Below are 22,124 nucleotides of genomic sequence, written 5' to 3' on the forward strand. Positions count from 1 at the left end.
TTGGTCCGCGGCGGGCTTGATTTTACTCACGAAATCCGTTCGCGCTCGGTGATGCCCGCGTGGGCGACCGGGAAAACGCGATCATTGCGACGGTGAATCCGCCGGTCCCCCGCCGAACCGATTGCGACCAGGTCGTCCGGGACCAGGTCGTCCGGAACTCAGCCGATCGCGGTCGCGTACGCCTCGACCGCCCCGGCGCACGAATCGGCGGCCGGGCCGTGTTCGGTCACCAGCACGTACTGCATGCCGTCGTCGGCGTTTTCACCGGCCAAGCACTGGGAGAACGCGGTGACCAGGACGTCTTCGACGATCCACACGGATTCGGGAGCGTCGGACGACACTGCCTCGCGCGCGGCCTTCGGCTCTGATTCGGCGGCGATGACGTCGTACTGCAGCGTCGGGTCGTTCATCAGCAACGCCAGGCGCCCGGTGTCCGGGTCCTCGAAGTCGCACCAGCCGCGGTCTTCGTCGTGGGTGGTCAGCTCGTATCCCGCGTCGGTCATGCGGGCCATGACCTCCGGGGAGCACATGTCCACCGCCGGTTGCCCGGTCCCCGGCAGGTCGGGACGGGGTGCGGGGCCGACGTCGACTGCGGCCGTGCTTTCCGACGCCGCCCCTCCGTCCGGTTCATCGCCGCAGGCCACGAGTCCACCGCCGAGCCCGACCATCGCCACGACCGCGGCGGCGGTTCGCACGGCCCGCCCGGTGCGACCGGTGCGCATGGTGCCGCCGAAGGTCACGGTCATGGTGCCGCGACGATCTCGGCGCCGGCGTCGGCCATCTCGCGCAGCGCGGCCGCTCCCCGATCCGCGTCGACTGCGGCGGTCTGGTTGGCGTGCACCGTGACGTCGAAGCCCTCGCGCAGCGCGTCAAGGACGGTCGCGCGCACGCAGTGGTCGGTGGCCACGCCCACGACCTCCAGGTGCGTCACGTCGGCGGCGCGCAGGGCGTCGGCCAGCGCCACCCCGGCCTCCGTCTTGCCTTCGAATCCGGAGTAGGCGGCCTCGAATTCGCCCTTGGTCACGTCGATGCGCACGGCGTGCGGGTTGGTCATGGCGAAGTAGTCGAGTGCGCGGATCATCTCCGGGTGGAATTGCGAACCGTGCTCGCCGGCGGCGCAGTGGCGCGGCCAGGTGTCGACGTAGTCGGGGGTCTCCGACCAGTGGGTCCCGGGGTCGATGTGGTTGTCGCGGGTGGTCACCAGCACCGAGTACTTTCCGGCGCGGCCGGCCAGGTGCAGGTACGTGGCGCGGTAGGCCTCGACGGCGCCGTCGACGGCCAGGGAGCCGCCTTCGGAGAAGTCGTTTTGCGCATCGACGACCACGAACGCCGTGGTGGGGCGCTCCTCCGGATCGTCGACCGCCTGCTCGCGGTTGGCGGTCTGCACCGCGCGGTAGGTTTCGGCGAAGGACGGACGGCGCGAGGTCATCTGCGACGGGTCATCGGGGATCTGCAGCGGGTCTGCCTGCGGCGCCCCGGGGGCGTTCGACGGTTCCACCGGATCGCCGGCGGGATCGGGCCGCAGATCGAGCCGCTCGGGGCGGCGTCCGGGCTGGTTCTCCTGCTCGTTCATGGTTTCCGATCATGCCATGCCCGCCGGATCGCCCACCGGTTGCTCGGGCCCGGTTCAGTTCTTCGGCGGGGCCTTGCGGAAGTACAGGCGCTTGCGCACCCGGGCCACCACGTCGCCTTCTTCGTCGACGATGTCGCAGTCGAACCAGCGCAGGTGTTTGTCGCCGTCGGCGGTTTCGGCGCGGATTTCGTCGATGACGTCGGCGGGCATCTCGATGATGGCGCGGATGGTGCCGCGACCGGGTTTGAGGAATTCGATGGACGCCTCGGTGTCCCACACGCGGTAGCCGGGGCCGAGCTGATGCATGGCCAGGATCATGAAGAACGGGTCGGTCATCGACTGCATGGTGCCGCCGAAGACCGTGCCCACGGCGTTGGCGGTCCACGGGCGCAGGCGGTGCTTGACGACGATCCGCGTGCCGTCGTCGGCGGCCTCCTCGACGCGCACGCCCGCACCTAGGTACGGCGGCCACAACCACATGAGTCGCTTGAGTTGCCTGGGAGTCAAACGCATGCCCGGCACGATACCGGCGGCGCCGATGTCGCGGATCCGATTGGGCGCATAAGATCCGGTGCATGAACCATTGCATGAGCAACGTCGGCACCGGCCTCCGGGTGATCGTCCGATGAGCGCCGGCCTCGCGGCGCTGTTGGACGACATCGCCGCCCTGGCCCGAGCGGCCGCGGCGTCGACCGATGACATCGCCGCCGCCACCGGCAAGGCCGGAGCGAAGGCCGCGGGCGTGGTCATCGACGATGCGGCTGTGACGCCGCAGTACGTCACCGGCATCGAACCGAAGCGCGAGTTGCCCATGATCTGGCGCATCGCCAAGGGTTCGCTGGTCAACAAGATCGTCATCATCCTGCCCATCGCGCTGCTGCTGTCGCAGTTTCTGCCGTGGCTGCTCACGCCGATTCTCATGCTCGGCGGCTCCTACCTGTGCTTCGAGGGCATGGAGAAGGTGTGGGAGAAGATCTCGCACGCGCTGTCCGACGAAACGGAGGAGGAAAAGGCCGCCCGCGAGGCCGCCGTCGTCGACCGTGAACCGGCCGACGAGGATTCGCTGGTGAAGTCGGCGATCTTCACCGACCTGATCCTGTCGGCGGAAATCATGGTCATCTCCCTCAACGAGGTCGCCGACGAAACGTTGGTGCGCCGCGCGGTGATCCTCATCATCGTCGCCCTGGCCATCACGGCGTTGGTCTACGGCGTGGTGGGCCTGCTGGTGAAGATGGACGACATCGGCCTGGCCATGGCCAAGAACAACGATGGAGCGGGCGGCAAGCTCGGCATGGGGCTGGTCAAGGCCATGCCGGTGGTGTTGACCGTCATCGGCATCGTCGGCACGTTCGCCATGCTGTGGGTCGGCGGCCACATCATCCTCGTCGGCGTCGACGAGCTGGGCTGGCACTCCCCGTACGAACTCGTCCATCACCTGGAGACGATGGTTCCCGCCGGTTTCCTGGCGTGGTTGGTCAACACCATCTGCTCGTTGATCCTCGGCGTGATCTGGGGCGCCATCCTCATCGCCGTCGTGCATGTCCTGCCCTTCGGACATGGCTCGGACGACAACGAGGGGCAGGGCGCGGGCCATGACGCCGACCGTGCCGCCGGCCGGGTTGACGTCCGGGCCGATGGACACGCCGACGACCGCACCGCCTCCGGCGCCGACGCGCTCACCGCGCACTCCCCGCGGGCCCCGCGCACGCCGCACGTGCGCGCAACCGCGGGGTCGGTCACACCGGGTGGCCTGTTCGTCGGCCGCGGCGCGAAAAAGACCGATCGCAGGGCGAACGAAGCCGACGCCGGCGCGCAGAAGAAGGGGAAGCCGGGCCGGTAGCCCCTACTTGAATTCGCCGTCGACGTACATCCAGCGCTTCGACCGCAGCATGAACGTCGACCGTTCCCACAGCTGCCCCGGCCCCTCGGCGTCGCGGTAGCGGGCGCGGAACTCCACCACTCCCTCGCGGTCGCCTTCCGCCCCGTCGACGACGTCGAGGATTTCCAGGCCCAGCCATTCGACGTCGTCGTCGAAGGTGACGACCTCCGGTCGGCGGCGCGGGTGCCACGTCATCCAGATGAAGTCGGCCTCGTGCGCGGCGTAGGCGCTGTAGCGCGCGGCCATCAGTTCGACCGCGGTCTCCGGCAGGCGTTCGCGGCGGTGCAGGGGCGCGCAGCAATCCCCGTAGCGCGGCACCCCGGCCGTCTCGCCCCCGCCCGCGCCGCCGCATGGGCACGCCGCGCCGTCGTCAAGCCGAATCCGCGTGAAAAGCGGGCCACCGCTCATCGTGCAACTCCCATCCCGTGCAGCTCCCGTCCCCGGTCCCCCGGACCCGATTCCTCCCGGTCACGGTAGCGCATCACAGGAACAGCAGCAGGCTCACCGCCATGACCGCCATGCCCGCGATCAGCCCGTAGATGGCCATGTGGTGGCGGCCGGTGGCCTCCGCGGCGGGCAGCAGCTCGTCGAGGGAAATGAAGACCATCACGCCGGCGACCATCGCGAAGGCGATGCCCATGGTCACCGGCCCCAGGAAGGGCATGAGCACCAGGAAGCCGATCAGCGCGCCCGCGGGTTCGGCCAGCCCGGACAGGAAGGACCATTTCAGGGCTTTGCGACGACTCCCCGTCGCCTGGTGGATCGGCACGGCCACGGCGATGCCCTCGGGAATGTTGTGGATGGCGATGGCCACCGCCACGGGGATGGCCAACTGCGGGTCCTCCAACGCCGAGATGAACGTGGCGAAGCCCTCCGGGAAGTTGTGGATGGCGATGGCCAGCGCGGTCATCGTGCCCATCTTCATCATCCGGCGGCGTTGGGCCGACAGCTGCGGGTCGTCGATGGTGCCCGGTTCATGCGGGTTGATCGGCTCGGGCACCAGCCGGTCGATGACGGCGATCAGTGCGATGCCGCCGAAGAAACCCGCCACCGCCGCCCAGTTTCCGCCGACGGTGCCCCAGGCCTCGGCGAGCTCGGCGATGCCTTTGGGCAGGATCTCCATCATCGAGACGTAGAGCATGACGCCGGCCGAGAAGCCGAGCGTGCCGGCCATGAACCGGGGGCCGGGGTTGCGGCGGCCGACGGAGATCAGGCCGCCGATGCCGGTCGACAAGCCTGCGGCCAGGGTCAGGCCGAAGGCGAACCACAGGTTTTCCACGTCGGTCAGCGGCCTTCTCGCGCATCGTCGTCGCGCGACTTGGCCACTCCCCCGAGCTCGTACACGCGGAAGGCCACGCCATTGCGCTCGCCGACCAGGGCGCCGACGTTCGCCAGCATCGGCGGAATGAAGTCGGCCGGTTTCGGGTGATCCGGCAGATCGGCGAGGTACTCGCGATGGCACTCCAGGGAGGCGACGGCGGCGGCGACGTCCTCGTCGTCGACGGCCACGACATGGGTCGGGTCGCCCGACTGGCCGACGAGGAACACGTCGGGTTCCCACGGCTCCAAGCCCTCATCCTCCGCCAGCTCGCGGAAGATCCATCGGTTGCCGGCGTCGCGGGCGGCGTCGATGGCCGCACGGCCGGCCGCACGGTGGTCGGCCTGATTGAGTCCGTGGGGCGCCTCGAACTCGAAGGTCAGCGTGACCACGGCGTCGGGGCGGAACTGCCGGATCCTGCGCGCGATGTCCCGCCGCAGATCCAGGCCTTCGACCAGGTGGCCATCGGGGTGATCGAGGATGACCAGCTCACCGGCGCCGACGGTGTCGCACGCCGCGCGCTGTTCCTTCGCCCGCAGCGGACCGACCACCTCGGGGGCGCGCTTCATGCCCGCTTCGCCGGAGGTCAGCAGCAGGTAGGAGACGTCGATGCCCGACTTCGTCCAGGCGTTGACCGCCGCGGAAATGCCGTATTCGGTGTCGTCGGGGTGGGCGACGACGCACAGCACCCGCTCCCACCCGCGGCAGTCGAGGGTCTGGATCCGCTTCTCTTTCGGGGTCATGCCATCGACCCTATTCGCTTCAGCGGACTCCGGGGCGGAGCTTCGCTTCAGCGGACCCCGGGGCGGGGCTCACCTTCGGCGAAGCCCGCCGCGGACTGCACGCCGACGATCGCGCGCTCGGCGAAGGAGGGGATGTCGGCGGCGCCGGCGTAGGTGAAGGACGAACGCACGCCGGAGACGATGCGGTCGACCAGGTCCTCGACTCCCCCGCGTCCCGGTTCGAGGCGGATGCGCGCCGAGGAGATGCCTTCCTCGAACATCGCGCGACGCGCACGCTCGAACGCGCCGATCCGGGCGTTGCGGCTTTCCACCGCCCGGTTCGATGCCATGCCGAAGGAGTCCTTGTACCACCGGCCGTCCGCGTCGACCTTCAGGTCGCCCGGCGATTCGTGGGTGCCGGCGAACCAGGAGCCGACCATGACGTTCGACGCTCCCGCGGCCAGCGCCAGGGCGACGTCGCGGGGATGGCGCACGCCGCCGTCGGCCCACACGTGGGCGCCGAGTTCCTTCGCCGCCGCCGCGCATTCGAGCACGGCGGAAAACTGCGGCCGTCCGACGCCGGTCTGCATGCGGGTGGTGCACATCGCGCCCGGGCCAACGCCGACTTTGATGATGTCCGCGCCCGCCTCCACCAGGTCGCGCACGCCGGCGGCGGTGACCACGTTGCCCGCCACGACGGGCACGCCCGGTTCCAGCGCCCGCACGCGGCGCAGCGCCTCGATCATCGTTTCCTGGTGGCCGTGTGCGGTGTCGATGACCAGGGTGTCCGCGCCGGCGTCGAGCAGAGCGCGGGCCCGTCCCTCCACGTCGCCGTTGATGCCGACGGCCGCACCGACCCGCAGCCGACCTTCATCGTCGACGGCGGGACGGTACACGGTGGCGCGCAGTGCACCGCGCCGGGTGAGGATGCCCGCAAGCCTGCCGGCGGAATCGACGACGGGCGCGAGCTTCCGGCTGGCCTCGACCAACCGGTCGAAGGCCTCCTCCGGGGCGACGTCGTCAGGCAGGGTGAGCAGGTTGCCGCTCATGAGCGTGCCCACCTGCGCGAAATTGTCGGCCCCCCGCAGATCCTTTTCGGTGATCATGCCCACGGGCACGTCGCCGTCGACGACGACCGCCGCCCCATGCGCCCGCTTGGGCAGCAGATTCCGGGCATACCCGACGGTGTGGTGCGGTTTGATCGTGATGGGCGTTTCGAAGATGAGGTGCGCCGACTTCACCGTCCGGATGGTCTCCGCGGCGATGTCGGCCGGCACGTCCTGCGGCAGGATGGCCATGCCGCCGCGACGGGCGATGGTTTCCGCCATGCGTCGCCCCGACACCGCCGTCATGTTCGCCACGACCAGCGGAATCGTGGTGCCCGTGCCGTCGGAGGTCGACAGGTCGACGGACATGCGCGACCCGACGGCCGAGCGCGACGGAACCATGAACACGTCGTCGTAGGTCAGCTCGTACGGGGGTTTCGCGTCATCGAGGAATCGCATGCCCACCAGGGTAGGCGCAGCCACCGCATTCGGCGTTCCAACCGGGAACCGTCGCAGAGCCCGCCGGGCACCCCACGGTGCGCACCCATGACATTTGTCATGGGCGAAACCGGCCTCATCGCACTTCCGGCGGCGTCCCCGAAGACGGACGATGAGGTCATGAACACACGACTGGCACTCGAAGTCCGGGGCGCGGCGAAACGATTCGGCCCCGTCACGGCGGTCGACGACGTGTCCTTCACGGTCCCGGTGGGCGAGGTCGTCGCCCTGCTCGGACCGAACGGGGCGGGCAAGACCACGCTGTTGGACATGATCCTCGGCTTTACGACGCCCGATGCGGGATCCATCGAGGTGCTGGGCGGATCCCCCGCGTCGTCGGCCCGACGCGGGGAGGTGGGCGCGATGCTCCAGTCCGGTGGGTTGCTCAAGGATCTCACCGTGGCCGAGACGCTGCGAATGCTCGCCGTGTGCCATGAGAGCACCCTCGACGTCGACGGCGTCATCGAGAGCGCGGGCCTCACGGATTTCGCCGACCGCAAGGTCGGGGCATGCTCCGGTGGCCAGGTGCAGCGGCTGCGGTTCGCCGCCGCGCTGCTGCCGGACCCGGAGCTGCTCATCCTCGACGAGCCGACCGCGGGAATGGATGCCACTGCCCGACGCGAATTCTGGCGCACCATGCACGCCGAGGCCGCAGGCGGCCGCACCATCGTGTTCGCCACGCATTACCTGGCGGAAGCCGACGACTTCGCCGACCGGCTGATCCTCATCCGCGACGGCGCGATCGTCGTCGACGGCCGCCTCGACGAGCTGGTCCGCAACGGAGACAGGACGGTCACCGGGACGTGGATCGCCGCGGAGTCCCCGGTGGAGGTGGCGCGTGCCCTCGGTCTCGACCCCGACGCGGTCACCGTCGACGACGACTCCGTGGCGTTCACCGTCCCCGACGGCGACGCCCTGGCGCTGCACTTGTTGTCCGGGGGGATGATCCGCGACATCGAAGTCCATGCGAGGACCGTCGAGAAGCTGTTTTTCGAACTCACCGGCGCCGATGCCGGGGATGGGAGCCTGACATGAGCGCGAACATCGTCCTCCGGTACACGGGGAAGGAACTGCGTCGGACGCTGCGGATGTGGGACGCGACGTTCTTCATCATCGTCCTGCCCGCCGCCCTGTTCCTCATGTTCGGCTCGCGCGGCGACGCCGTCGATTTGGTCGCGGGGTCCGGCAACATCTCCGCCTTCGTCATGACGTCGATGTCCGTGTACGGCGCCGCCATGGCCACGACGACGCTGGCGGGGATGACCGCCGTTGAACGTGATGCAGGCTGGGGCCGACAGTTGGCCCTGACGTCGTTGAGCACCGGCGGCTACTACGTCGCGAAGGTGCTGGTCTCGTTGGCCGTCGCGATGTTGCCGATCCTGACCAACCATGCCCTCGGCGCCGCCGTCGGGGCTTCCTTCGACGAAGCGTGGATGTGGCCCGCCTCCATCGCGCTCAGCTTGGTCGTCGCCCTGCCGTTCGCTCTCTACGGCCTGGCCGTGGCCATGCTCTTCCGGTCCGAAGCCGCCGTGTCCGCCGCGTCCGGCATGCTCGTGGTGTTCTCCTTCTTCGGCACGCTGTTCATGCCGCTCGACGGCGTCATGCTCGACATCGCGAAGTGGACGCCGATGTACGGCGCCGCGACGGTGGCGCGCTGGCCGCAGTTGGAGGGCCTCATCGCCCCGGCGACCGAAGGTGCCATGCCGGGCCAGGAATCCATGGGTCTGGCCGTGGCCAACATCGCCGCCTGGACGGTGATCTTCCTGGTCATCTGCGTCATCGCCGGACGCAACCGCAACCGGCGCTGACGGTCGCGCCGGACCCGGGCGTCCGAGGCCGGCGACGTTCCCGCCCGGCCCCGGTCCCGGACACGACTTACTCTGGTCGGAGAACACCACCGACCCCGGCCGACCCGCACATCCGACCCGACCATCCGACCCGGCCCACGACCCCGGCCACACCATCAATGCCCCGTCCCCAAGACCGCCCGCGAACCCGGAGGATTTCCGTGTCCCGTCCCGGATGGCAGCCGCCCGAAGAGCTCGACGCCAATGAGCGCCGCTTCACGCTGCTGTTCTCCGGTGTGTGGCTGATCTTCCTCGGATGGCCGATCTACGAGGTGCTCACCTCCCCCGGCAACGGCCCCGCCTCCCGCACGATCGGCGTCATCCTCATCGCCGTCTTCGCCGTCACGTACCTGGTGTGGTTCTCCTGGCCGCGCCCCGTGAAGTCGATTCCCCTCGTCGCGAACACGCTGCTGCAGACGATGATCCTGGCGGTCCTGATCACCGCCGTCGTCCCGTTCGCGGGCCCCACCGTGGCGGGCATGGTCCCCTACGTCATGGCGTTGTGGATGTTCAATCACCGCGTCGTGCTCGGCCTCCCGGCGGCGTTCCTCGTGGGAGCCCTCGGATCCGCGGCGGTGGCGGTGATCGCCGGCCCCCAGTTCGCCTTCGGTTTCCTCACCCCGATCATCTTCACGGCGGGGATCATCACCATGTTCCGGCTGGCGTTCGAGCACTCCGAGATCGAGCGCGAGTTCTCCGAGCGCGTCGCGCTGGCCGAGCAGCGCGAGGAACTCGCGCGCACCGTCCACGACGCACTCGGTCATTCGCTGACCTCCATCACCGTGCAGGCCCAGCTGGCCAAACGATTGGTCGCCGCCGATCCGGCGGCCGCCGAACGCCAACTCGACGGCATCCTCGCCACCGCCCGCGATTCCCTCCGCGACGTCCGGTCGACCGTGGAATTCCTCGACGCGCCGGGCCTCGACGAACAGCTCGACCACGCCCGGACCACGCTGACCGCGGCCGGCATCGAACCCGAGATCCCGCACCGGGACGACGTCCCCGACCTCGATCCCGCCGACCGCCGCCTGTTCTCGTGGTGCCTGCGCGAGGCAATCACCAACGTGGTCAGGCATTCCGGCGCGACGCACTGCGGCGTCGAGATCATCGTCGGCTCCGGCGGACACGATGATCGCGTGGGGGCCGGGGACGCTCCGAAGAGCCGCGACGGCGAAGCGCACTCCGGCGCTATCCTCCGGATCACCGACGACGGCGTCGGCATTGACGGGGGAATGGACGGCGACGCGGTCACCCGCGGCACGGGCCTGCGCGGGCTGTCCCGACGAGCCGAGCGCGCCAACGCCACCCTGGTCCTGTCCGACGCCGACACCGGAGACCCCGATCGCCCCGGAACGATTCTCGAGGTGCGCACATGACCACCGCCGATCCCGCCGCGGGCAACCCCACCGGTGGCACCGCCCCCATCCGCCTCCTCGTCGCCGACGACCAGGAACTCGTCCGGGCGGGCCTGGCCCTGCTGCTCGACATGGAGCCGGATCTGGAGGTCGTGGTCCAACTGTCCGACGGCGCCGACGCGGCGCGGGCGGTCGCCGAGCATCGCGTCGACGTGGCGATCCTCGACATCGAAATGCACTACGACGGCATCCGCGCCACGGCCGACATCACGGCGCTCAATCGGCGCCGGGCCTGCGGCTCCGCGCCCGACGAAACCGGCGCAGGCACCGAAACCGGGGCGGGCACGAACGGCCACTGCGGCGTCCTCATCGTCACCACCTTCGGGCGCACCGGGTACCTGCAGCGGGCGATGGCGGCGGGCGCGTCGGGGTTCATGGTCAAGGACACCCCCGCCGAAACGCTCGCCCAGGCGGTCCGCACCATCCACGCAGGTGGACGCGCCGTCGACCCGGCGCTGGCCGCCGAGGCCCTGGCCGCCGGCCCCAATCCCCTCACGGCCCGGGAGGCGGAGGTCCTCGACGCCGCAGGGGACGGCGCATCGGTCCGCGACATCGCCGCCCGGCTGCACCTGGCCACCGGAACCGTGCGCAATCATCTCTCGTCGGCCATCGCGAAAACGGGCACCGCCAACCGAATGGAGGCCAATCGCACCGCGCAGGCCAACGGCTGGTTGTAGCCCCGCCGCACGCGGCGCTACTCGCCCGAACCGCCGACCGCCGTTTTCGTCAGCCGTACGGACACGATCCGAGTGCCCTCCACCACGGCCGCCTCCAACCGGTAGAACACGCCGTCGGAGATGTCGTCGTCGGCGACGTCCTCGGTGCACTCGTGGGGGATCTGCACCACGTCCCCGGTGCGGCCCATCCGCCCCAGCCGTGCGAGCATCCATCCCGCGACCGTCTCGTACGGCCCTTCGGGCAGGTGGATACCGGTGCGGGCGGCGAAGTCCTGCAGGTTCGTCGCACCGTCGAGGATCCGGCTTTCATGCAGCCCCAACGACGTGCGGCGTTCCTCGTCGTCGTACTCGTCCCAGATTTCGCCGACGAGCTCTTCGATGAGGTCCTCCAGGGTCACCATGCCGTCGGTGCCGCCGTACTCGTCGACGACGATGGCGATGTGCTCGCCCGACTGCCGCATGCGACGCAGCGCCGCCGGCAATCCCAGCGAGCTGGGCAGGTGGGGAATGTTCCGGCAAATCGACGGAAGCGGTTCGTCTTCGAGGCCTGCGACGATCGCCTCCAGCAGATCGCGGACGTGGCAGAAACCGATGATGTCGTCGAAGGTCCCGCGGTAGACCGGGTACCGCGCATAGGGCCCGTCGACGGCCTCGCCGAGCGCCTCGCCGATGGTGGAGTCGGCCGACAACGCCCTCATCTCGCTGCGATGGCGCATGAGCTCCGACAGCGTGTAGGCGCCGGCGTCGAAAACCTCGGTGACCAGTTCCCGCTCCCCGAGCCCGAACCCCTGGTGCGAGCTGACGATCTCCCGGATCTCCTCGGTCGTCATCACCGCCGTCCGCAGGGTGGGGTCGAAGCCGAGCGCCCGCAGGATCAGGCTTGACGACGTGTCGATGACCCAGATGACCGGTGTCATGAGTTTGGCGAACATGTCCAACGGCGGGGCGACGATCACCGACACCCGCTTGGCGTTTTGCATGGCGATGCGCTTGGGCACCAGTTCGCCGAACACCAGACTCAGGTAGGACACGAGCACCGTCATGGCCACCAGCGACACACCGTGCGCGACGGTGGGGGTCATCCCCCAGGTCTCGAGGGTCGGGGCGAGCTGTGGGGCGATGGCCGCCGCGCCGAACGCCGACGACAGGAACCCGGCGAACGTCACGCCGATTTGCACGGCCGACAGGAACCGCCCCGAATCCCGGGCCAGGGCCGCGACCTTCTTCTCCGCCCCGCGTCCCCGCTCCAGTTGCGAAATCTGTGATTCGCGCAGGCTGACCAGGGCCATCTCCGTGGCGGCGAAGATGCCGCCGACCAGGATGAAGGCCATGACCCAGGCGAAGCTCGCGAATATGCCCACGTCTCGAGAATACCCCTCCCCACCCCCCCGATACTCAACCCATCCACCCCGGCCAAACGTGATTTTTCATGCAATAATGGGGGTATCGACGGGGGTGATCGAACAAGGAGGGGGAACGAGGACAGGAAGGGATCGTCGTGAAGCAAACGCAGCAGACCACCCGGAAGAAGACGAAACTGGTCAAGAGCAAGGCCAACTTCAGCCCCGAAGAACTCGCCGGCCTGCTGGAAAGCATGGCGGAGCGCATCCGCGCCGGCGACATGACGCTCGGCGCGGGCGACGCGGCGGTGACCATGGACATGCCGGCGGTGTTCCGCACGACCATGGAGGTCACCGACTCGCGCAAGCGCGCCGGAATCGAGCGCGAGTTGGAACTGGAGATCACCTGGACCGTCGACGAAGACGGCAACCCGGCGGACAAGCCGGGCCCGGTGGCGGGTTTCGCCATTTCGTAGGTGCCCGGGGACGCGGCGGTAGCCTGGTCACGACCTGGAGGTGATCGGGATGCTCGCTGCGTCCATCTTCATCGCGATCGGCACGCTGGCCATCGTCGCCGCCATCGCGTGGCTCGTGCTGCGCCGCCGCGGCGCGGAGAAGCGGTTCCGCACCGATGCGCTCGTCGTCGGGTCGGTGGGCCGCCCCGACGATGATTTGCGGGCGATGGTCCTGCAGGTCACCGACCGCGACGGCACCACGCGCACGGTGACCGACACGTTCCACAGCAACTTCGCCGCCGGCAACGTCGGGCGGACAATCGAAGTGATGGTCGACCCGCCCTCCCCCGACGGCGAGCCGGGCCGCGTGCGCGTGCCGCGGCAGTCCGACCCGACGTTCGTGCTCAACGCCCTGCTCGGCGCGGCGGGCGTCGCGTTCCTCACTGCCGGGGTGTTCGTGCTCGCGGAGGCGATGTTCTAGCGGTGGCCCGGGGGTGGTCTGGTGAGGTTCCGGCGGCGCTCTGGCGATGTTCTGAACTGGCCGACCGTGCCCGGCCGCCGCAAAACCGTGATCGGTAGGCCCCGCGCCGCCCATACCTTTGAGTCAGCCGGGAACGAAACCCGGTGTCACCCCCACCAGGCACGACGGATTCGCAAGGAGCGACGATGGGACTTTTCAACCAGTTCAAGCAGGCAATGACCGGCGACAACATCCGCCGGGGTTTCGAGGGCGCCGCGCAGAGCATGCGCGACATGGCGGCGGATCCGTCGCGGATCATGGCGGATCAGGCGGCGGGCAACGCCTACGGCCAGGAGCTGCGGCGCCTGCAACAGCAGGGAATCCTCGGCTCCGGCGTGATCGTGTCGGTGACGCCGACCGGCGAGGTCGCGGTCGCCGGCGTTGATTGGGCGACGATCGAGGTGTCGGTGACCGTGCCCGGCCGGGATCGTTACATCGCGGTCGAACGCCACATGGTTCCCCGCAACACCGCAGACATGTACGCTCCCGGCACCCGCCACAGCATCGCCGTCGACCCGACCAACCCGAACCACTTCGCCTTCGCGTAGGCAAGGCGCGGGGCCGCCGGCCCGGACGTAGGGTAGTCGGCATGAACGACCTGACCATCGCGCCCGGACCGGGGATCCCCGATGGTCTCGTCATCCCCGCCGCGGACCTCTCCGAGCGGTTCGTGAAGTCGTCGGGGCCGGGCGGCCAGGGGGTCAACACGACGGACAGCAAGGTTCAGCTGTCCATCGACGTCGCCGCGTGCGCGTCGCTTTCCGACGCCCAGCGCCGCCGCGTCCTCCGGAATCTCGAAAGCCGCCTGGACGGCACCGTCCTCACCGTCGTCGCGTCGACGCAACGGTCGCAGGTGCGCAATCGCTCGGAGGCCCGCGACCGCATGGCGGCCATCCTGCGCGAGGCGCTCGCCCCGCCGCCTCCCCCGCGACGCAAAACCAAGCCGACGCGGGGTTCGGTTCGCCGTCGGCTCGCGGCGAAGAAGCGGCGGTCGGAGATCAAGTCGATGAGGCGGCGGCCGGACGTTTCCTAGGGGGGCGGGCCATCGGGGGTTTCATGCACTTGGGTTCACGCCGAGAACCGACGTGACTTTTCCTTCCGGAGCGGATTCGTGCGCCGCATGGCTGTACGTTCCCGACGACGCTCCCGCGACGGGGTTGACCCGGACCGAATCGTCCTCTGGGGCACCTCGTTCGGCGCCGGACACGTGATCCGCGCGGCGTCGCGCGATCCCCGGGTGGCGGCGGTGATCGCCCAATGCCCGTTCACCGATGGGCTGGCCTCGATGTTCACGTTGCCGCCTGCGACGTTGGCCCCGCCCGGCCCGACCCTGCGGCACGTGCGCAAGGCATCGAAGGCGGAGGTGCGGATGCAGCCCGGCGGGCACTTCGACATTTACGTCGGCAACGCCTTCGAACGCAACGTTTCCGAGCAGCTGGACTTTCACGCCCGGCACGTCCCGACTGCCGTCAACCGGACCTGAATCCGCGGGTTTCGGGACGCCACACGGCCCTGCCTCTGGAAGTGGGGATAGCCCGATCCCCGCCAGCAGGGGGCGTGCGACCCCCGGCGGTGGCGTCACGCCTCGAGCACGTAGCGCAGGATCTCCACGACCTGGTCGGTGGTCGTGCACCACGCCTGGGCGGCGGCGTCGACTTCCTTGAGCGGGTGGACGATGTCCTCGCCGTGAAGCGTGACGTACGGCTTGTCCAGGGCCGCGCAGTAGCCGGCGTCGAAGGCGGCGTTCCACTGCTTGTACTGGTCGCCGAAGCGCACGACGACCATGTCGGCCTTCTCGATCAGCGTGCGGGTCCGGATGGAGTTGACCTTCGACGACTGGTGGTCGCGCCAGAACCCGGCGGGCGCCTCTCCCAAGTGGTCGCCGGCGGCATCGCTGGCGTCGTGATCGGTGACCGGCGCCGTGAAGACCACGTCCAGTCCGGCGGCCTCGGCGCCGCGCTGGATTTCCTCACGTCAATCGGTGTGGATCTCGCCGGAAAGGTACACGTTGAAGCTCATGGCCGATTACTCCTTCACTGAAACTTGGATGTGCCCCCGCACCTCCCCCGTTCATCGGCGCACCATACCCGAGTGGCCCTCATTGATCGCGTTCAGCGGCGGTTGCGCAGTCGGGACGTGAGAGCGCCGAGGAGACTCGCGCCGTGGCCCGAGGAGTATCTGGTCCTCTCCGAGGCTGCCGACCGTTTCGCCGAGTTCGGGATCTTCGTCCGACGGCGATTCCGAAGACCTGCGCCTGGCCCCGGATCTGGCGGGCTTCGTTTTCGCCGAGATGATCGAGTCGGCCGCCGAGTTCGACGACGTCGACGAAGTCGTCGACCCGGCGCTCCGGTACCCGGCGCGCAACGAGCCCATCCAGCTTTGGGATCGAAGCAACTGGCATCAGGGCCGATCGCGGCTTCGCCGTTTGCCGCGCAACTGAGGGCGGAGGTGTTTCTCGGCGCGGCGAACCCGAATCCGATCAACTTGTCGACGTACGAGCCGATCATGTTGCCCGCGTGCGCCCGCCGGTTCCCGCGCACGATGCCCAAGTACGCCGAAGCTGACGGTGGCAATCGTCGACGCGCACAGGCCATGCGGGGGCGTGCCATCCCCGACGCTTTACGACGTCCCGTCGCCACGCAAACGGCCGACACCCGGGTCGGCCACCGGCCCCGGGGCCCGGCCCACCACCCGCCGGCGCCCTGGACCGCCACCGGCGGGGCCCGGGACCGCTATCCGCTGACGCTCTGCGCCTCGCCGATCCCCCACGTCGCCGCTTCCCGCCACTGCTCCGCGATGCGGGCGAAGGGCCCATCGGCCTTCTCCAACTCATCGATGGGGCCAGCTTCCACCACCCGCCCCGATTCCATGACGATGACGCGATCGGCGATCTCCACCATCGCGGGGCGGTGGGCGACGACCACGGTCGTGTACGAGCCGCGCAGCCCAGACAGGGCATCGGTCACCGTCCGCTCATTGCGCCCGTCCAGGGCCGAGGTGCCTTCGTCGACAAGCAGGATCGATGCCGGCTTGGCGAGGGCGCGGGCCAGGCCCAGCCGCTGCCGCTCGCCCCCGGACAGCCGATTGCCCAGCTCGCCGACGGGAGTGTCCCAGCCATCGGGCAAGCGCTCGATCGCCTCGGCCAGGCCGCAATTGACGGCGATCGCATCCAATTCCGGCTGCGTCAGATCCGGGTTCACGGCGAGCAGGTTGTCGCGAATCGACCCCGTGTGCAGGACGGTGCGCTGGAACACCATCGCGGCGCGGCCGCGCAGGTCACCGGGGGAAGCCGGTTTCCCGTCAACGTCGACCGTGCCCACGCCGGGAACCGTCAGCCCGGCCAGCAGCGACACCAGCGTCGACTTGCCGCTGCCGGACGGGCCGACGACGGCCGTGATCGTGCCCGGCGCGAAGTCCACGTCGATGCCGTCGAGCCCCGTCGTGCCGTCGGGGAACGTGACATCGACGCCCCGGACCTCCACCGTGGCGGGGCCCTCGCCCGGGCCGCCGGCGCGGACCCGCTCGACTTCCATCAGCTCGCGCACTTCGGACAGGGAGCGCCGCAGCTCGACGACGGCCCCCACCGATCCCGCCTGAACGTTGGCCTGCTCGACGACCCGGAGCAACACCACAATCGACGCGGCAGCCGCGGCTCCGGTCAACGCCGAACGGTCGTAGGACCACCACACCGTGAACCCAAACGCCAACAGCACCAGCTGAACCACGACCGTGAACACCTGCTGCCCGGGGATCTGCCAAAGCAGGACCCTGCGGGTCTTCCGCCGCGCCTCGGCGATGGCCCGGTCAACCAATCGGGTGCTCGCGTCCACCCGGCGCGCGGTGCGCAAGGTCGGCTGCACGAGCGCGAACTCGAAAAGCCTGTCATCGAGACCGGCATTGGCCGCCGCAAACTCCGCCGTGGACCTGTCCTCCAGCTTCGCCGACGCCCACAGCGACCCCAGGCAAGCGATGCCGCCGAGGAACGTCACCGCGCCAAGCGCGGGAGAGACGAGCAGCAGCCCGATGCCCAACCCGAAGATGAACACAATCGAGGTGATCACGGGCCCGATCAGCAGGATCACCGCCGAGGTGACCGTGCTGGCCTTGGTGACCAAATCGCGGATGGCACCTTCCTTTTCGGAAGTCAGCCGAGCATCCGGCCACGAAAGCACGGCACCCGGGGCGTTGCCGTGGATCTCGCGCATGACGGCGATGCCCAGATCGAGCCCCCTGTGGGCGGCGAAGATGTCGACACCCCAACTGCAGGCCACGAACAGCAGCAACAGCGCCAGCCACGGCAACGCCGCCCCGGGGTCCGCCGAGAACAGCGCGCCCAACAGCGGGTAGAGGGTAACGACGGCCGCCACCTGGAGCAGTGCCGACACGGCAACCGCGCCGAAGAAGGACCACAGGGGACGACCTCCCCCGACGACGAAGTGCAGATCCCGCAACATCAGTTCTCCTCCGATTCAACGGCGACGGACACGGGTGCGCCGCAATGCGCATCCCACATCCGCCGATAAGCCCCACCCGCCGCGACGAGCCGGGAATGCGTGCCCTCTTCCACCACTTTCCCCTCGTCCAGGACGAGGATCCGCGAGGCATTCTTGATCGTGTGCAGCCGGTGCGCGATCATCAGCACCGTCTTGCCCGCCAGCAGGCGTTCGAGCCCACGGTGGATCGCGGCCTCGGAGTCCGGGTCGGCCGCGGCAGTGGCCTCGTCCAACACGACGATCGGGGTGTTCGCCAGCAGCGCGCGGGCGATGGCCACCCTCTGGCGTTCGCCGCCGGAAAGACGGTTCGGTTCGACCACGGTGTCGTAGCCGTCGGGAAGCGCTTCGATGACCCGGTGCACGTCCGCGGCCTCCGCAGCCTCGCGGATCTGGGCGTCGGTCGCCTCGGGACGGTTCAGCGCGATGTTGTCGCGGATGCTCGCATGCACCAGCTGGGCATCCTGCAACAGCACCGACACCGAGGAATACAGCTGCTCCTGGGTGAGATCGCGCACGTCGACCCCGTCGATGCTCACGGAACCGCCGGTGGCGTCCCACAGCCGGGCCAGCAACGCCGCCACCGTCGACTTGCCCGCCCCCGAGGGGCCCACCAGCGCGGTGACGCTGCCGGGCTCCAGCGTGAGGGAAAGATCGTCGATGACCTTCCGGCCGCCGCCGTAGGTGAAATCGACGTGGTCGAAACGCACGTGGCCCGGGGGCGCGGGACGATCCACCGGGGGCGCGAGCTCCGGCGTCGCCAGTAAAAGCTCGACGCTGGCTTTGGCGTCAAGTCCGCCCGACAAACTGGCCACGCCCAACCCGAGGTTCAGCAGCCGGCCGCCGAAGGACGTGCCCAGGATGAGGAAGGGGATCAGATCCGTCGCCGGCATCCAGCCCGCCACGACCATCGCGAATCCCGCCACTAGAAGCACGCCCAGCACCGTGGTGGGGCGGTTCGTCATCACCGCGATGATCTTGCGGGGGCCGGTGTCGCGCTGCCAATCGGCCATGAAATCACCGGATTCCCGCAGCGTGCCCTCGAGGTCGACGACCGCTTTCGGCCCGAAGACCGCGGAGGTCCCGCGCGAGCCGATGAAGGCCTGGGTCTGGCCCGCCGCCAGCACCTCGTACCGCTGGTTCTGCAGCACCTTGTCCTTGTCGCGGCGCTGGATTCCCTTGATGACGTAGATGTAGGCGACGATCGGCAGCAGCAGTACCAGGCCCAATCGCCATTGGACGGCGAACAGGTAGATCAGGCTGCCCAGCGCCGCGACGACGGCGCCGACGATGTCGGGCACCGCGTGGGTGACCAGGTAATGCAGTGCCCTGACGTCATCGCCGGCAATCTTTTTGACGTCGGCCGCCCGGCCGCGCATGAACCAGCCCAACGGCAGCCGGGAGAATTTCGCCAAGAGGCGATGCCGCAGCGCCGTGGCGAAGTTGGCGTCCAGGAAGTGAAGCCACAGCACCAGCAGCGTCGTCCCCGCCGCCGAGACGGCCATCGCGACCACCGCCCAGATCGCCGGTTTGGCGAAAGCCTCCGCAGGTGCCCCTTCGACGAACAGCCGGGCCAGTTCCGCGAACAGGATGAAGGGGATCAGCTGCAGCAGGGACAGCGCTCCCTCGACGATGCCTGCGGCGATGAGCGGACGCTTGAGCGGCCGGAGCACACCCCCCTTGCCGGCGTCGGCGCCGGGGGTTTGCCGGGGTTCGGGAGCGTCGGTGGAGCCGACGGCGCCGGCACTTGCGGACGTGGAGGCGCTGGACGAAGCGCCAGTGGTGCCGGCGGTGGCCGAGGCGCCGGAGGCAGCGGAGGCAGCCGCCATGACGTTGACATCGGAGGCGGCGTCCGCGTCGGCGGCGGCAGGCGCAGCCGACGCGCCCTTCGCCTCGGTTGCCTCCGGACCCGCCGAATCGATGGTCTGCGTCTTGCCCATCTGGCGTCCGCGGACCCAGTAGGCATGCGCGTGCAAGGTCGCTCGGTTGAGTCCGAATTTCTTCTGCAGCAGTGTCTTCGCGTGCCGGGTCGACGCGGTTTCCGCGGTCACCCAGGCGTACCAGCCGGCCCAGTCCCCGTCGCTGATCGCCTGGACCAGCGCCTGCCCGTCGGGAAGCTCGTCGACCCAGGACGCGGTGATGTTCGGGCCCTCGGGCAGGGCGATGTGGTCGTCGTCGGGGCTGTGCCGCTCCAGGTAGACGACCACGGGGCTGTCCTCGGGGATGGCGGCGACCAGGGCGCGGATCGCCGGATAGCCGGCGAGGTCCCCGAGCAGCAGGTACCCCGCCGGGGGCGGCTCGGGCAGGGCGAAGGGTTGCTCGCCGTAGCGCATGGCGACGATCCGGTCGCCTTCCTCGCAGTTCACCGCCCAGTGCGAGGCGGGCCCGGCGGGCTCGTGTATGACGAAATCGATGGAGAACTCGCCGGTCGCCGGATCGGGATCGACGAGCGTGTAGCCGCGCTGGAACTCCTTCGGGCCGCCGTCGGGGTCGGGGAACCAGAGGCGCAGCCAGTTCGCCGGCGCTTCCCCCTTCGGATCGAGCAGCCCTTCCGAGCGGCACGTGACCCGGATGAAGTGCGGCGCGAGCCGGCGTTTCCCGATCACGGTCACCGCATGTTCCTTGGCGCCCAGGCCACGGAGTACGACGGCCTCAAACCCCTTCGCCATCGACCACTCACCTTTCGAGGATGGGTCCCGTCGCAAAGCGCACGGGACCGACGCAGACATTTGAAGGGCAGCCTAGCCTAACTATGTGACAGGTTCCATGGCGTCCGACCATCGGCAAGGTAGCGCCACTGCCCAATGCGGCCATCCCCGATCGAAAGGGCGGCACGATGAAGCTCGGCGAGCTCGCGGCGGCCACGGACACGTCGACCGCGACCATCAAGTACTACATCCGCGAGGGCCTGCTTCCGTCCGGGGCGAAGAAGAACCAGACCACGTCCGTCTACGGTCCCGCGCACCGCGAGCGCCTCGAATTGATTTCCGCTTTACGGGTTCTTCACGATTTAGAGTGCGTTGATCCGGGTGTGCAGCTGCCCGGAGTGAATCAGGCACCGCAAGATGTAGTTGTCCAGGTTCCTGAAGCCCAGAGCGATACCACGCAGGTGCTCGAGCCTGCCGTTGATCGCTTCCACAGGGCCGTTGGACGCCCCGATGTCGAAGTAGGCGAGCACGTCCTCGCGCCGGCGCCACAACGTCCGACCCAGCTGGGCCAGCTCCTCCAACCCTTTCGGCACGCCCTTACGCAGGGTGTTGATGATCCGTTCCATCAACTTCTTGCCCTCCGATTTCTTCGGGTGCCCGTAGGCCTGGATCATGTCCTGTGAGAGCCATCCACGTGACCTCGAGTGCCACGTATTCGTCATCGGTGGCCCACAACAGGTCCAGCCGCCTGTTCTGCCGCTCGGTGAGGTAGTTTCTCCTGGCCAGCAGGGTCCGCCGGTGCTTGTACAGCGGATCATCCTTGCGTCCACGCCGCCCTGTGGTCTCACGTTGGAGCCTCTGCCGGCAGCCAGTGAGCTTGTCCGCTGCCAGATGCACGACGTGGAACGGATCCATCACCTTCCTCGCCCGGGGCAGTACCTGGTCGACGGCGGCGGCGTAGCCGGTGAAGCCGTCCATGGTCACCACCTGCACCTGGCTGCGGAAACCAGGGTCGCGTTCCTGCAGCCACGTGCGCAGCACGTCGCGCTGCGGCCTGGGCGGATATCCAGTAGTCGGGCCGGCCCACGGCCATCGGCCAGCGGGGTGAGGTCGACCAGGATCGTCACCAGGTTCGACGGCTGGCCTGGCTTTCGGGTGTGCTTCCACACGTGCTCATCCACCCCGAGGATCCTCACCCCGTCCAGGTGGTGGGGGTTGTCGTAGACGAGCTTGCGGCAGGCGTCCACAGCGACCTGATTGGCCAGTTCCCACCCCACCCCGAGGGCCTTGGCGGTGGCGGCCACGCTCATCCGGTCGATGGCCAGTCGCTGGAGGATCCAGCCGGTCACCCGGTCGGTGAGCTTGGCCCCGTCATTGGCGCAGTTGAGGCAGGCTTGGAAGATTTTCCTCCGACATTGTTGATTGGTGCAGGTCAATCGGGGGACACGAACGTGCAGGCGGGTGGGAAACCCCACGACCGGCAGGTCAACCAGTCGGCGGACAGTGTGATCACGCAGTTTCCCGGGTTGGGTGCAGTCGGGGCAGTGCCCCTCGACAGCGACCGGGGCGGCGTCGATGATGGTGAAGGTTCCGGCGTCGGCGGCTCCGGTGATCGTCAAGCCGATTTCTGCCGTGCGGCAGATGGTGTCTGCGACGAGGTTGCCACTAGGCTGCACAGTAGGGTCCTGGTTCGGTC

The 22,124-nt window shown here is 69.0% G+C and carries 21 protein-coding genes and 3 pseudogenes; 12 read left to right on the forward strand and 12 right to left on the reverse strand.

Annotated elements, in window-relative coordinates:
* Positions 1–158 precede the first annotated feature (158 nt).
* The 3 genes from CFREN_RS09240 to CFREN_RS09250 are packed head-to-tail and all read right to left on the reverse strand — an operon-like array spanning position 159 to position 2,086.
* Positions 159–746 (reverse strand): hypothetical protein, encoded by a 588-nt coding sequence (locus CFREN_RS09240; protein ID WP_209652359.1) that lies wholly within the window; start codon positions 744–746, stop codon positions 159–161.
* Complete coding sequence (locus tag CFREN_RS09245; RefSeq protein WP_244979500.1) at positions 743–1,573, reverse strand: isochorismatase family protein; 831 nt, start codon at positions 1,571–1,573, stop codon at positions 743–745. The genes CFREN_RS09240 and CFREN_RS09245 overlap by 4 nt, the downstream gene beginning before the upstream one ends.
* A 54-nt stretch (positions 1,574–1,627) precedes the next feature.
* Positions 1,628–2,086, reverse strand: a complete 459-nt coding sequence (locus CFREN_RS09250; protein WP_070521417.1) for a DUF4442 domain-containing protein — start codon at positions 2,084–2,086, stop codon at positions 1,628–1,630.
* Positions 2,087–2,198: 112 nt separating this feature from the next.
* Here CFREN_RS09250 and CFREN_RS09255 point away from each other — a divergent pair.
* Positions 2,199–3,119: pseudogene (locus CFREN_RS09255) on the forward strand (DUF808 domain-containing protein); the annotation flags it as partial.
* 297 nt (positions 3,120–3,416) lie between these two features.
* On the opposite strand, the gene CFREN_RS09260 reads toward CFREN_RS09255, so the two are convergent.
* The 4 genes from CFREN_RS09260 to CFREN_RS09275 all read right to left on the reverse strand — a co-directional run bounded on the left by CFREN_RS09260 (position 3,417) and on the right by CFREN_RS09275 (position 6,997).
* Positions 3,417–3,860: a YchJ family protein gene (locus tag CFREN_RS09260; protein WP_168161385.1), complete on the reverse strand. Its 444-nt coding sequence runs from the start codon at positions 3,858–3,860 to the stop codon at positions 3,417–3,419.
* Between the two features lie 73 nt (positions 3,861–3,933).
* On the reverse strand, positions 3,934–4,740 hold the full coding sequence (gene zupT, locus CFREN_RS09265; RefSeq protein WP_209654569.1) for a zinc transporter ZupT: 807 nt from the start codon (positions 4,738–4,740) through the stop codon (positions 3,934–3,936).
* Positions 4,737–5,513, reverse strand: coding sequence for a PIG-L deacetylase family protein (locus CFREN_RS09270; protein ID WP_209652355.1), 777 nt, complete (start codon positions 5,511–5,513; stop codon positions 4,737–4,739). Before CFREN_RS09270 ends, zupT begins: the two co-directional genes overlap by 4 nt.
* 47 nt (positions 5,514–5,560) lie before the next feature.
* Positions 5,561–6,997, reverse strand: a complete 1,437-nt coding sequence (locus tag CFREN_RS09275) for a GuaB1 family IMP dehydrogenase-related protein (RefSeq protein ID WP_070521422.1) — start codon at positions 6,995–6,997, stop codon at positions 5,561–5,563.
* Positions 6,998–7,084: 87 nt separating this feature from the next.
* Between CFREN_RS09275 and CFREN_RS09280 the strand changes: the two genes are divergently transcribed.
* From CFREN_RS09280 to CFREN_RS09295, 4 genes are all read left to right on the forward strand, one after another.
* The gene (locus CFREN_RS09280; protein WP_239251444.1) at positions 7,085–8,071 is read left to right on the forward strand and encodes an ABC transporter ATP-binding protein; all 987 of its coding nucleotides are present in this window, start codon (positions 7,085–7,087) and stop codon (positions 8,069–8,071) included.
* A complete protein-coding gene (locus CFREN_RS09285) occupies positions 8,068–8,844 on the forward strand; it encodes an ABC transporter permease (RefSeq protein WP_209652353.1) in 777 nt (258 codons plus the stop codon). The genes CFREN_RS09280 and CFREN_RS09285 overlap by 4 nt, the downstream gene beginning before the upstream one ends.
* A 200-nt stretch (positions 8,845–9,044) precedes the next feature.
* Entirely contained in the window at positions 9,045–10,259 is a 1,215-nt protein-coding gene (locus tag CFREN_RS09290; RefSeq protein ID WP_070521427.1) for a sensor histidine kinase, read from the forward strand.
* The gene (locus CFREN_RS09295) at positions 10,256–10,975 is read left to right on the forward strand and encodes a response regulator transcription factor (RefSeq protein ID WP_209652351.1); all 720 of its coding nucleotides are present in this window, start codon (positions 10,256–10,258) and stop codon (positions 10,973–10,975) included. The genes CFREN_RS09290 and CFREN_RS09295 overlap by 4 nt, the downstream gene beginning before the upstream one ends.
* A 17-nt stretch (positions 10,976–10,992) precedes the next feature.
* Here the strand turns inward: CFREN_RS09295 and CFREN_RS09300 are convergent, their stop codons facing one another.
* Positions 10,993–12,336 carry a hemolysin family protein gene (locus CFREN_RS09300; protein WP_246580219.1) on the reverse strand — a complete coding sequence of 448 codons (1,344 nt, stop codon included), beginning with the start codon at positions 12,334–12,336 and terminating at the stop codon, positions 10,993–10,995.
* Between the two features lie 137 nt (positions 12,337–12,473).
* Here CFREN_RS09300 and CFREN_RS09305 point away from each other — a divergent pair, with 137 nt between their 5' ends.
* The 5 genes from CFREN_RS09305 to CFREN_RS09325 all read left to right on the forward strand — a co-directional run bounded on the left by CFREN_RS09305 (position 12,474) and on the right by CFREN_RS09325 (position 14,773).
* The gene (locus tag CFREN_RS09305) at positions 12,474–12,791 is read left to right on the forward strand and encodes an amphi-Trp domain-containing protein (RefSeq protein WP_209652349.1); all 318 of its coding nucleotides are present in this window, start codon (positions 12,474–12,476) and stop codon (positions 12,789–12,791) included.
* A 49-nt stretch (positions 12,792–12,840) separates the two neighbouring features.
* On the forward strand, positions 12,841–13,251 hold the full coding sequence (locus CFREN_RS09310) for a DUF3592 domain-containing protein (RefSeq protein WP_141743019.1): 411 nt from the start codon (positions 12,841–12,843) through the stop codon (positions 13,249–13,251).
* A gap of 185 nt (positions 13,252–13,436) precedes the next feature.
* Positions 13,437–13,838 carry a hypothetical protein gene (locus CFREN_RS09315; protein WP_070521444.1) on the forward strand — a complete coding sequence of 134 codons (402 nt, stop codon included), beginning with the start codon at positions 13,437–13,439 and terminating at the stop codon, positions 13,836–13,838.
* Positions 13,839–13,879: 41 nt separating this feature from the next.
* Positions 13,880–14,323 carry an alternative ribosome rescue aminoacyl-tRNA hydrolase ArfB gene (gene arfB, locus CFREN_RS09320; protein ID WP_209652347.1) on the forward strand — a complete coding sequence of 148 codons (444 nt, stop codon included), beginning with the start codon at positions 13,880–13,882 and terminating at the stop codon, positions 14,321–14,323.
* 87 nt (positions 14,324–14,410) lie between these two features.
* Entirely contained in the window at positions 14,411–14,773 is a 363-nt protein-coding gene (locus tag CFREN_RS09325) for a S9 family peptidase (protein ID WP_239251439.1), read from the forward strand.
* 95 nt (positions 14,774–14,868) lie between these two features.
* Here CFREN_RS09325 and CFREN_RS09330 read toward each other — a convergent pair whose 3' ends face one another.
* Positions 14,869–15,255, reverse strand: a complete 387-nt coding sequence (locus CFREN_RS09330) for a YtoQ family protein (RefSeq protein WP_224784025.1) — start codon at positions 15,253–15,255, stop codon at positions 14,869–14,871.
* Positions 15,256–15,580: 325 nt separating this feature from the next.
* Between CFREN_RS09330 and CFREN_RS09335 the strand changes: the two genes are divergently transcribed.
* Positions 15,581–15,730, forward strand: a complete 150-nt coding sequence (locus tag CFREN_RS09335; RefSeq protein WP_168161347.1) for a hypothetical protein — start codon at positions 15,581–15,583, stop codon at positions 15,728–15,730.
* 292 nt (positions 15,731–16,022) lie between these two features.
* On the opposite strand, the gene CFREN_RS09340 is transcribed toward CFREN_RS09335, so the two are convergent.
* Together CFREN_RS09340 and CFREN_RS09345 are read right to left on the reverse strand one after the other, a co-directional pair.
* Complete coding sequence (locus tag CFREN_RS09340) at positions 16,023–17,744, reverse strand: ABC transporter ATP-binding protein (RefSeq protein WP_070519397.1); 1,722 nt, start codon at positions 17,742–17,744, stop codon at positions 16,023–16,025.
* Positions 17,744–20,449 (reverse strand): ABC transporter ATP-binding protein/permease, encoded by a 2,706-nt coding sequence (locus CFREN_RS09345; protein ID WP_209652345.1) that lies wholly within the window; start codon positions 20,447–20,449, stop codon positions 17,744–17,746. The genes CFREN_RS09340 and CFREN_RS09345 overlap by 1 nt, the downstream gene beginning before the upstream one ends.
* A 167-nt stretch (positions 20,450–20,616) precedes the next feature.
* On the opposite strand from CFREN_RS09345, the pseudogene CFREN_RS12835 reads away from it, so the two are divergent.
* Positions 20,617–20,766, forward strand: a pseudogene (locus tag CFREN_RS12835) (MerR family transcriptional regulator); the annotation flags it as partial.
* Between the two features lie 24 nt (positions 20,767–20,790).
* Here CFREN_RS12835 and CFREN_RS09350 read toward each other — a convergent pair.
* Positions 20,791–22,104 (reverse strand): annotated as a pseudogene (locus CFREN_RS09350) (ISL3 family transposase).
* Positions 22,105–22,124: the final 20 nt, after the last annotated feature.

The organism is Corynebacterium freneyi, from assembly GCF_030408835.1.
Classification (GTDB): Bacteria; Actinomycetota; Actinomycetes; order Mycobacteriales; family Mycobacteriaceae; genus Corynebacterium; species Corynebacterium freneyi.

Coding starts and splice junctions, on each gene's coding strand:
- CFREN_RS09240 (WP_209652359.1), bottom strand. CDS start 746: ATGACCGTGACCTTCGGCGGCACCATGCGCACCGGTCGCACCGGGCGG.
- CFREN_RS09245 (WP_244979500.1), bottom strand. CDS start 1,573: ATGAACGAGCAGGAGAACCAGCCCGGACGCCGCCCCGAGCGGCTCGAT.
- CFREN_RS09250 (WP_070521417.1), bottom strand. CDS start 2,086: ATGCGTTTGACTCCCAGGCAACTCAAGCGACTCATGTGGTTGTGGCCG.
- CFREN_RS09260 (WP_168161385.1), bottom strand. CDS start 3,860: ATGAGCGGTGGCCCGCTTTTCACGCGGATTCGGCTTGACGACGGCGCG.
- CFREN_RS09270 (WP_209652355.1), bottom strand. CDS start 5,513: ATGACCCCGAAAGAGAAGCGGATCCAGACCCTCGACTGCCGCGGGTGG.
- CFREN_RS09275 (WP_070521422.1), bottom strand. CDS start 6,997: ATGCGATTCCTCGATGACGCGAAACCCCCGTACGAGCTGACCTACGAC.
- CFREN_RS09280 (WP_239251444.1), top strand. CDS start 7,085: ATGACATTTGTCATGGGCGAAACCGGCCTCATCGCACTTCCGGCGGCG.
- CFREN_RS09285 (WP_209652353.1), top strand. CDS start 8,068: ATGAGCGCGAACATCGTCCTCCGGTACACGGGGAAGGAACTGCGTCGG.
- CFREN_RS09295 (WP_209652351.1), top strand. CDS start 10,256: ATGACCACCGCCGATCCCGCCGCGGGCAACCCCACCGGTGGCACCGCC.
- CFREN_RS09310 (WP_141743019.1), top strand. CDS start 12,841: ATGCTCGCTGCGTCCATCTTCATCGCGATCGGCACGCTGGCCATCGTC.
- CFREN_RS09315 (WP_070521444.1), top strand. CDS start 13,437: ATGGGACTTTTCAACCAGTTCAAGCAGGCAATGACCGGCGACAACATC.
- arfB (WP_209652347.1), top strand. CDS start 13,880: ATGAACGACCTGACCATCGCGCCCGGACCGGGGATCCCCGATGGTCTC.
- CFREN_RS09325 (WP_239251439.1), top strand. CDS start 14,411: ATGGCTGTACGTTCCCGACGACGCTCCCGCGACGGGGTTGACCCGGAC.
- CFREN_RS09335 (WP_168161347.1), top strand. CDS start 15,581: ATGATCGAGTCGGCCGCCGAGTTCGACGACGTCGACGAAGTCGTCGAC.
- CFREN_RS09340 (WP_070519397.1), bottom strand. CDS start 17,744: ATGTTGCGGGATCTGCACTTCGTCGTCGGGGGAGGTCGTCCCCTGTGG.
- CFREN_RS09345 (WP_209652345.1), bottom strand. CDS start 20,449: ATGGCGAAGGGGTTTGAGGCCGTCGTACTCCGTGGCCTGGGCGCCAAG.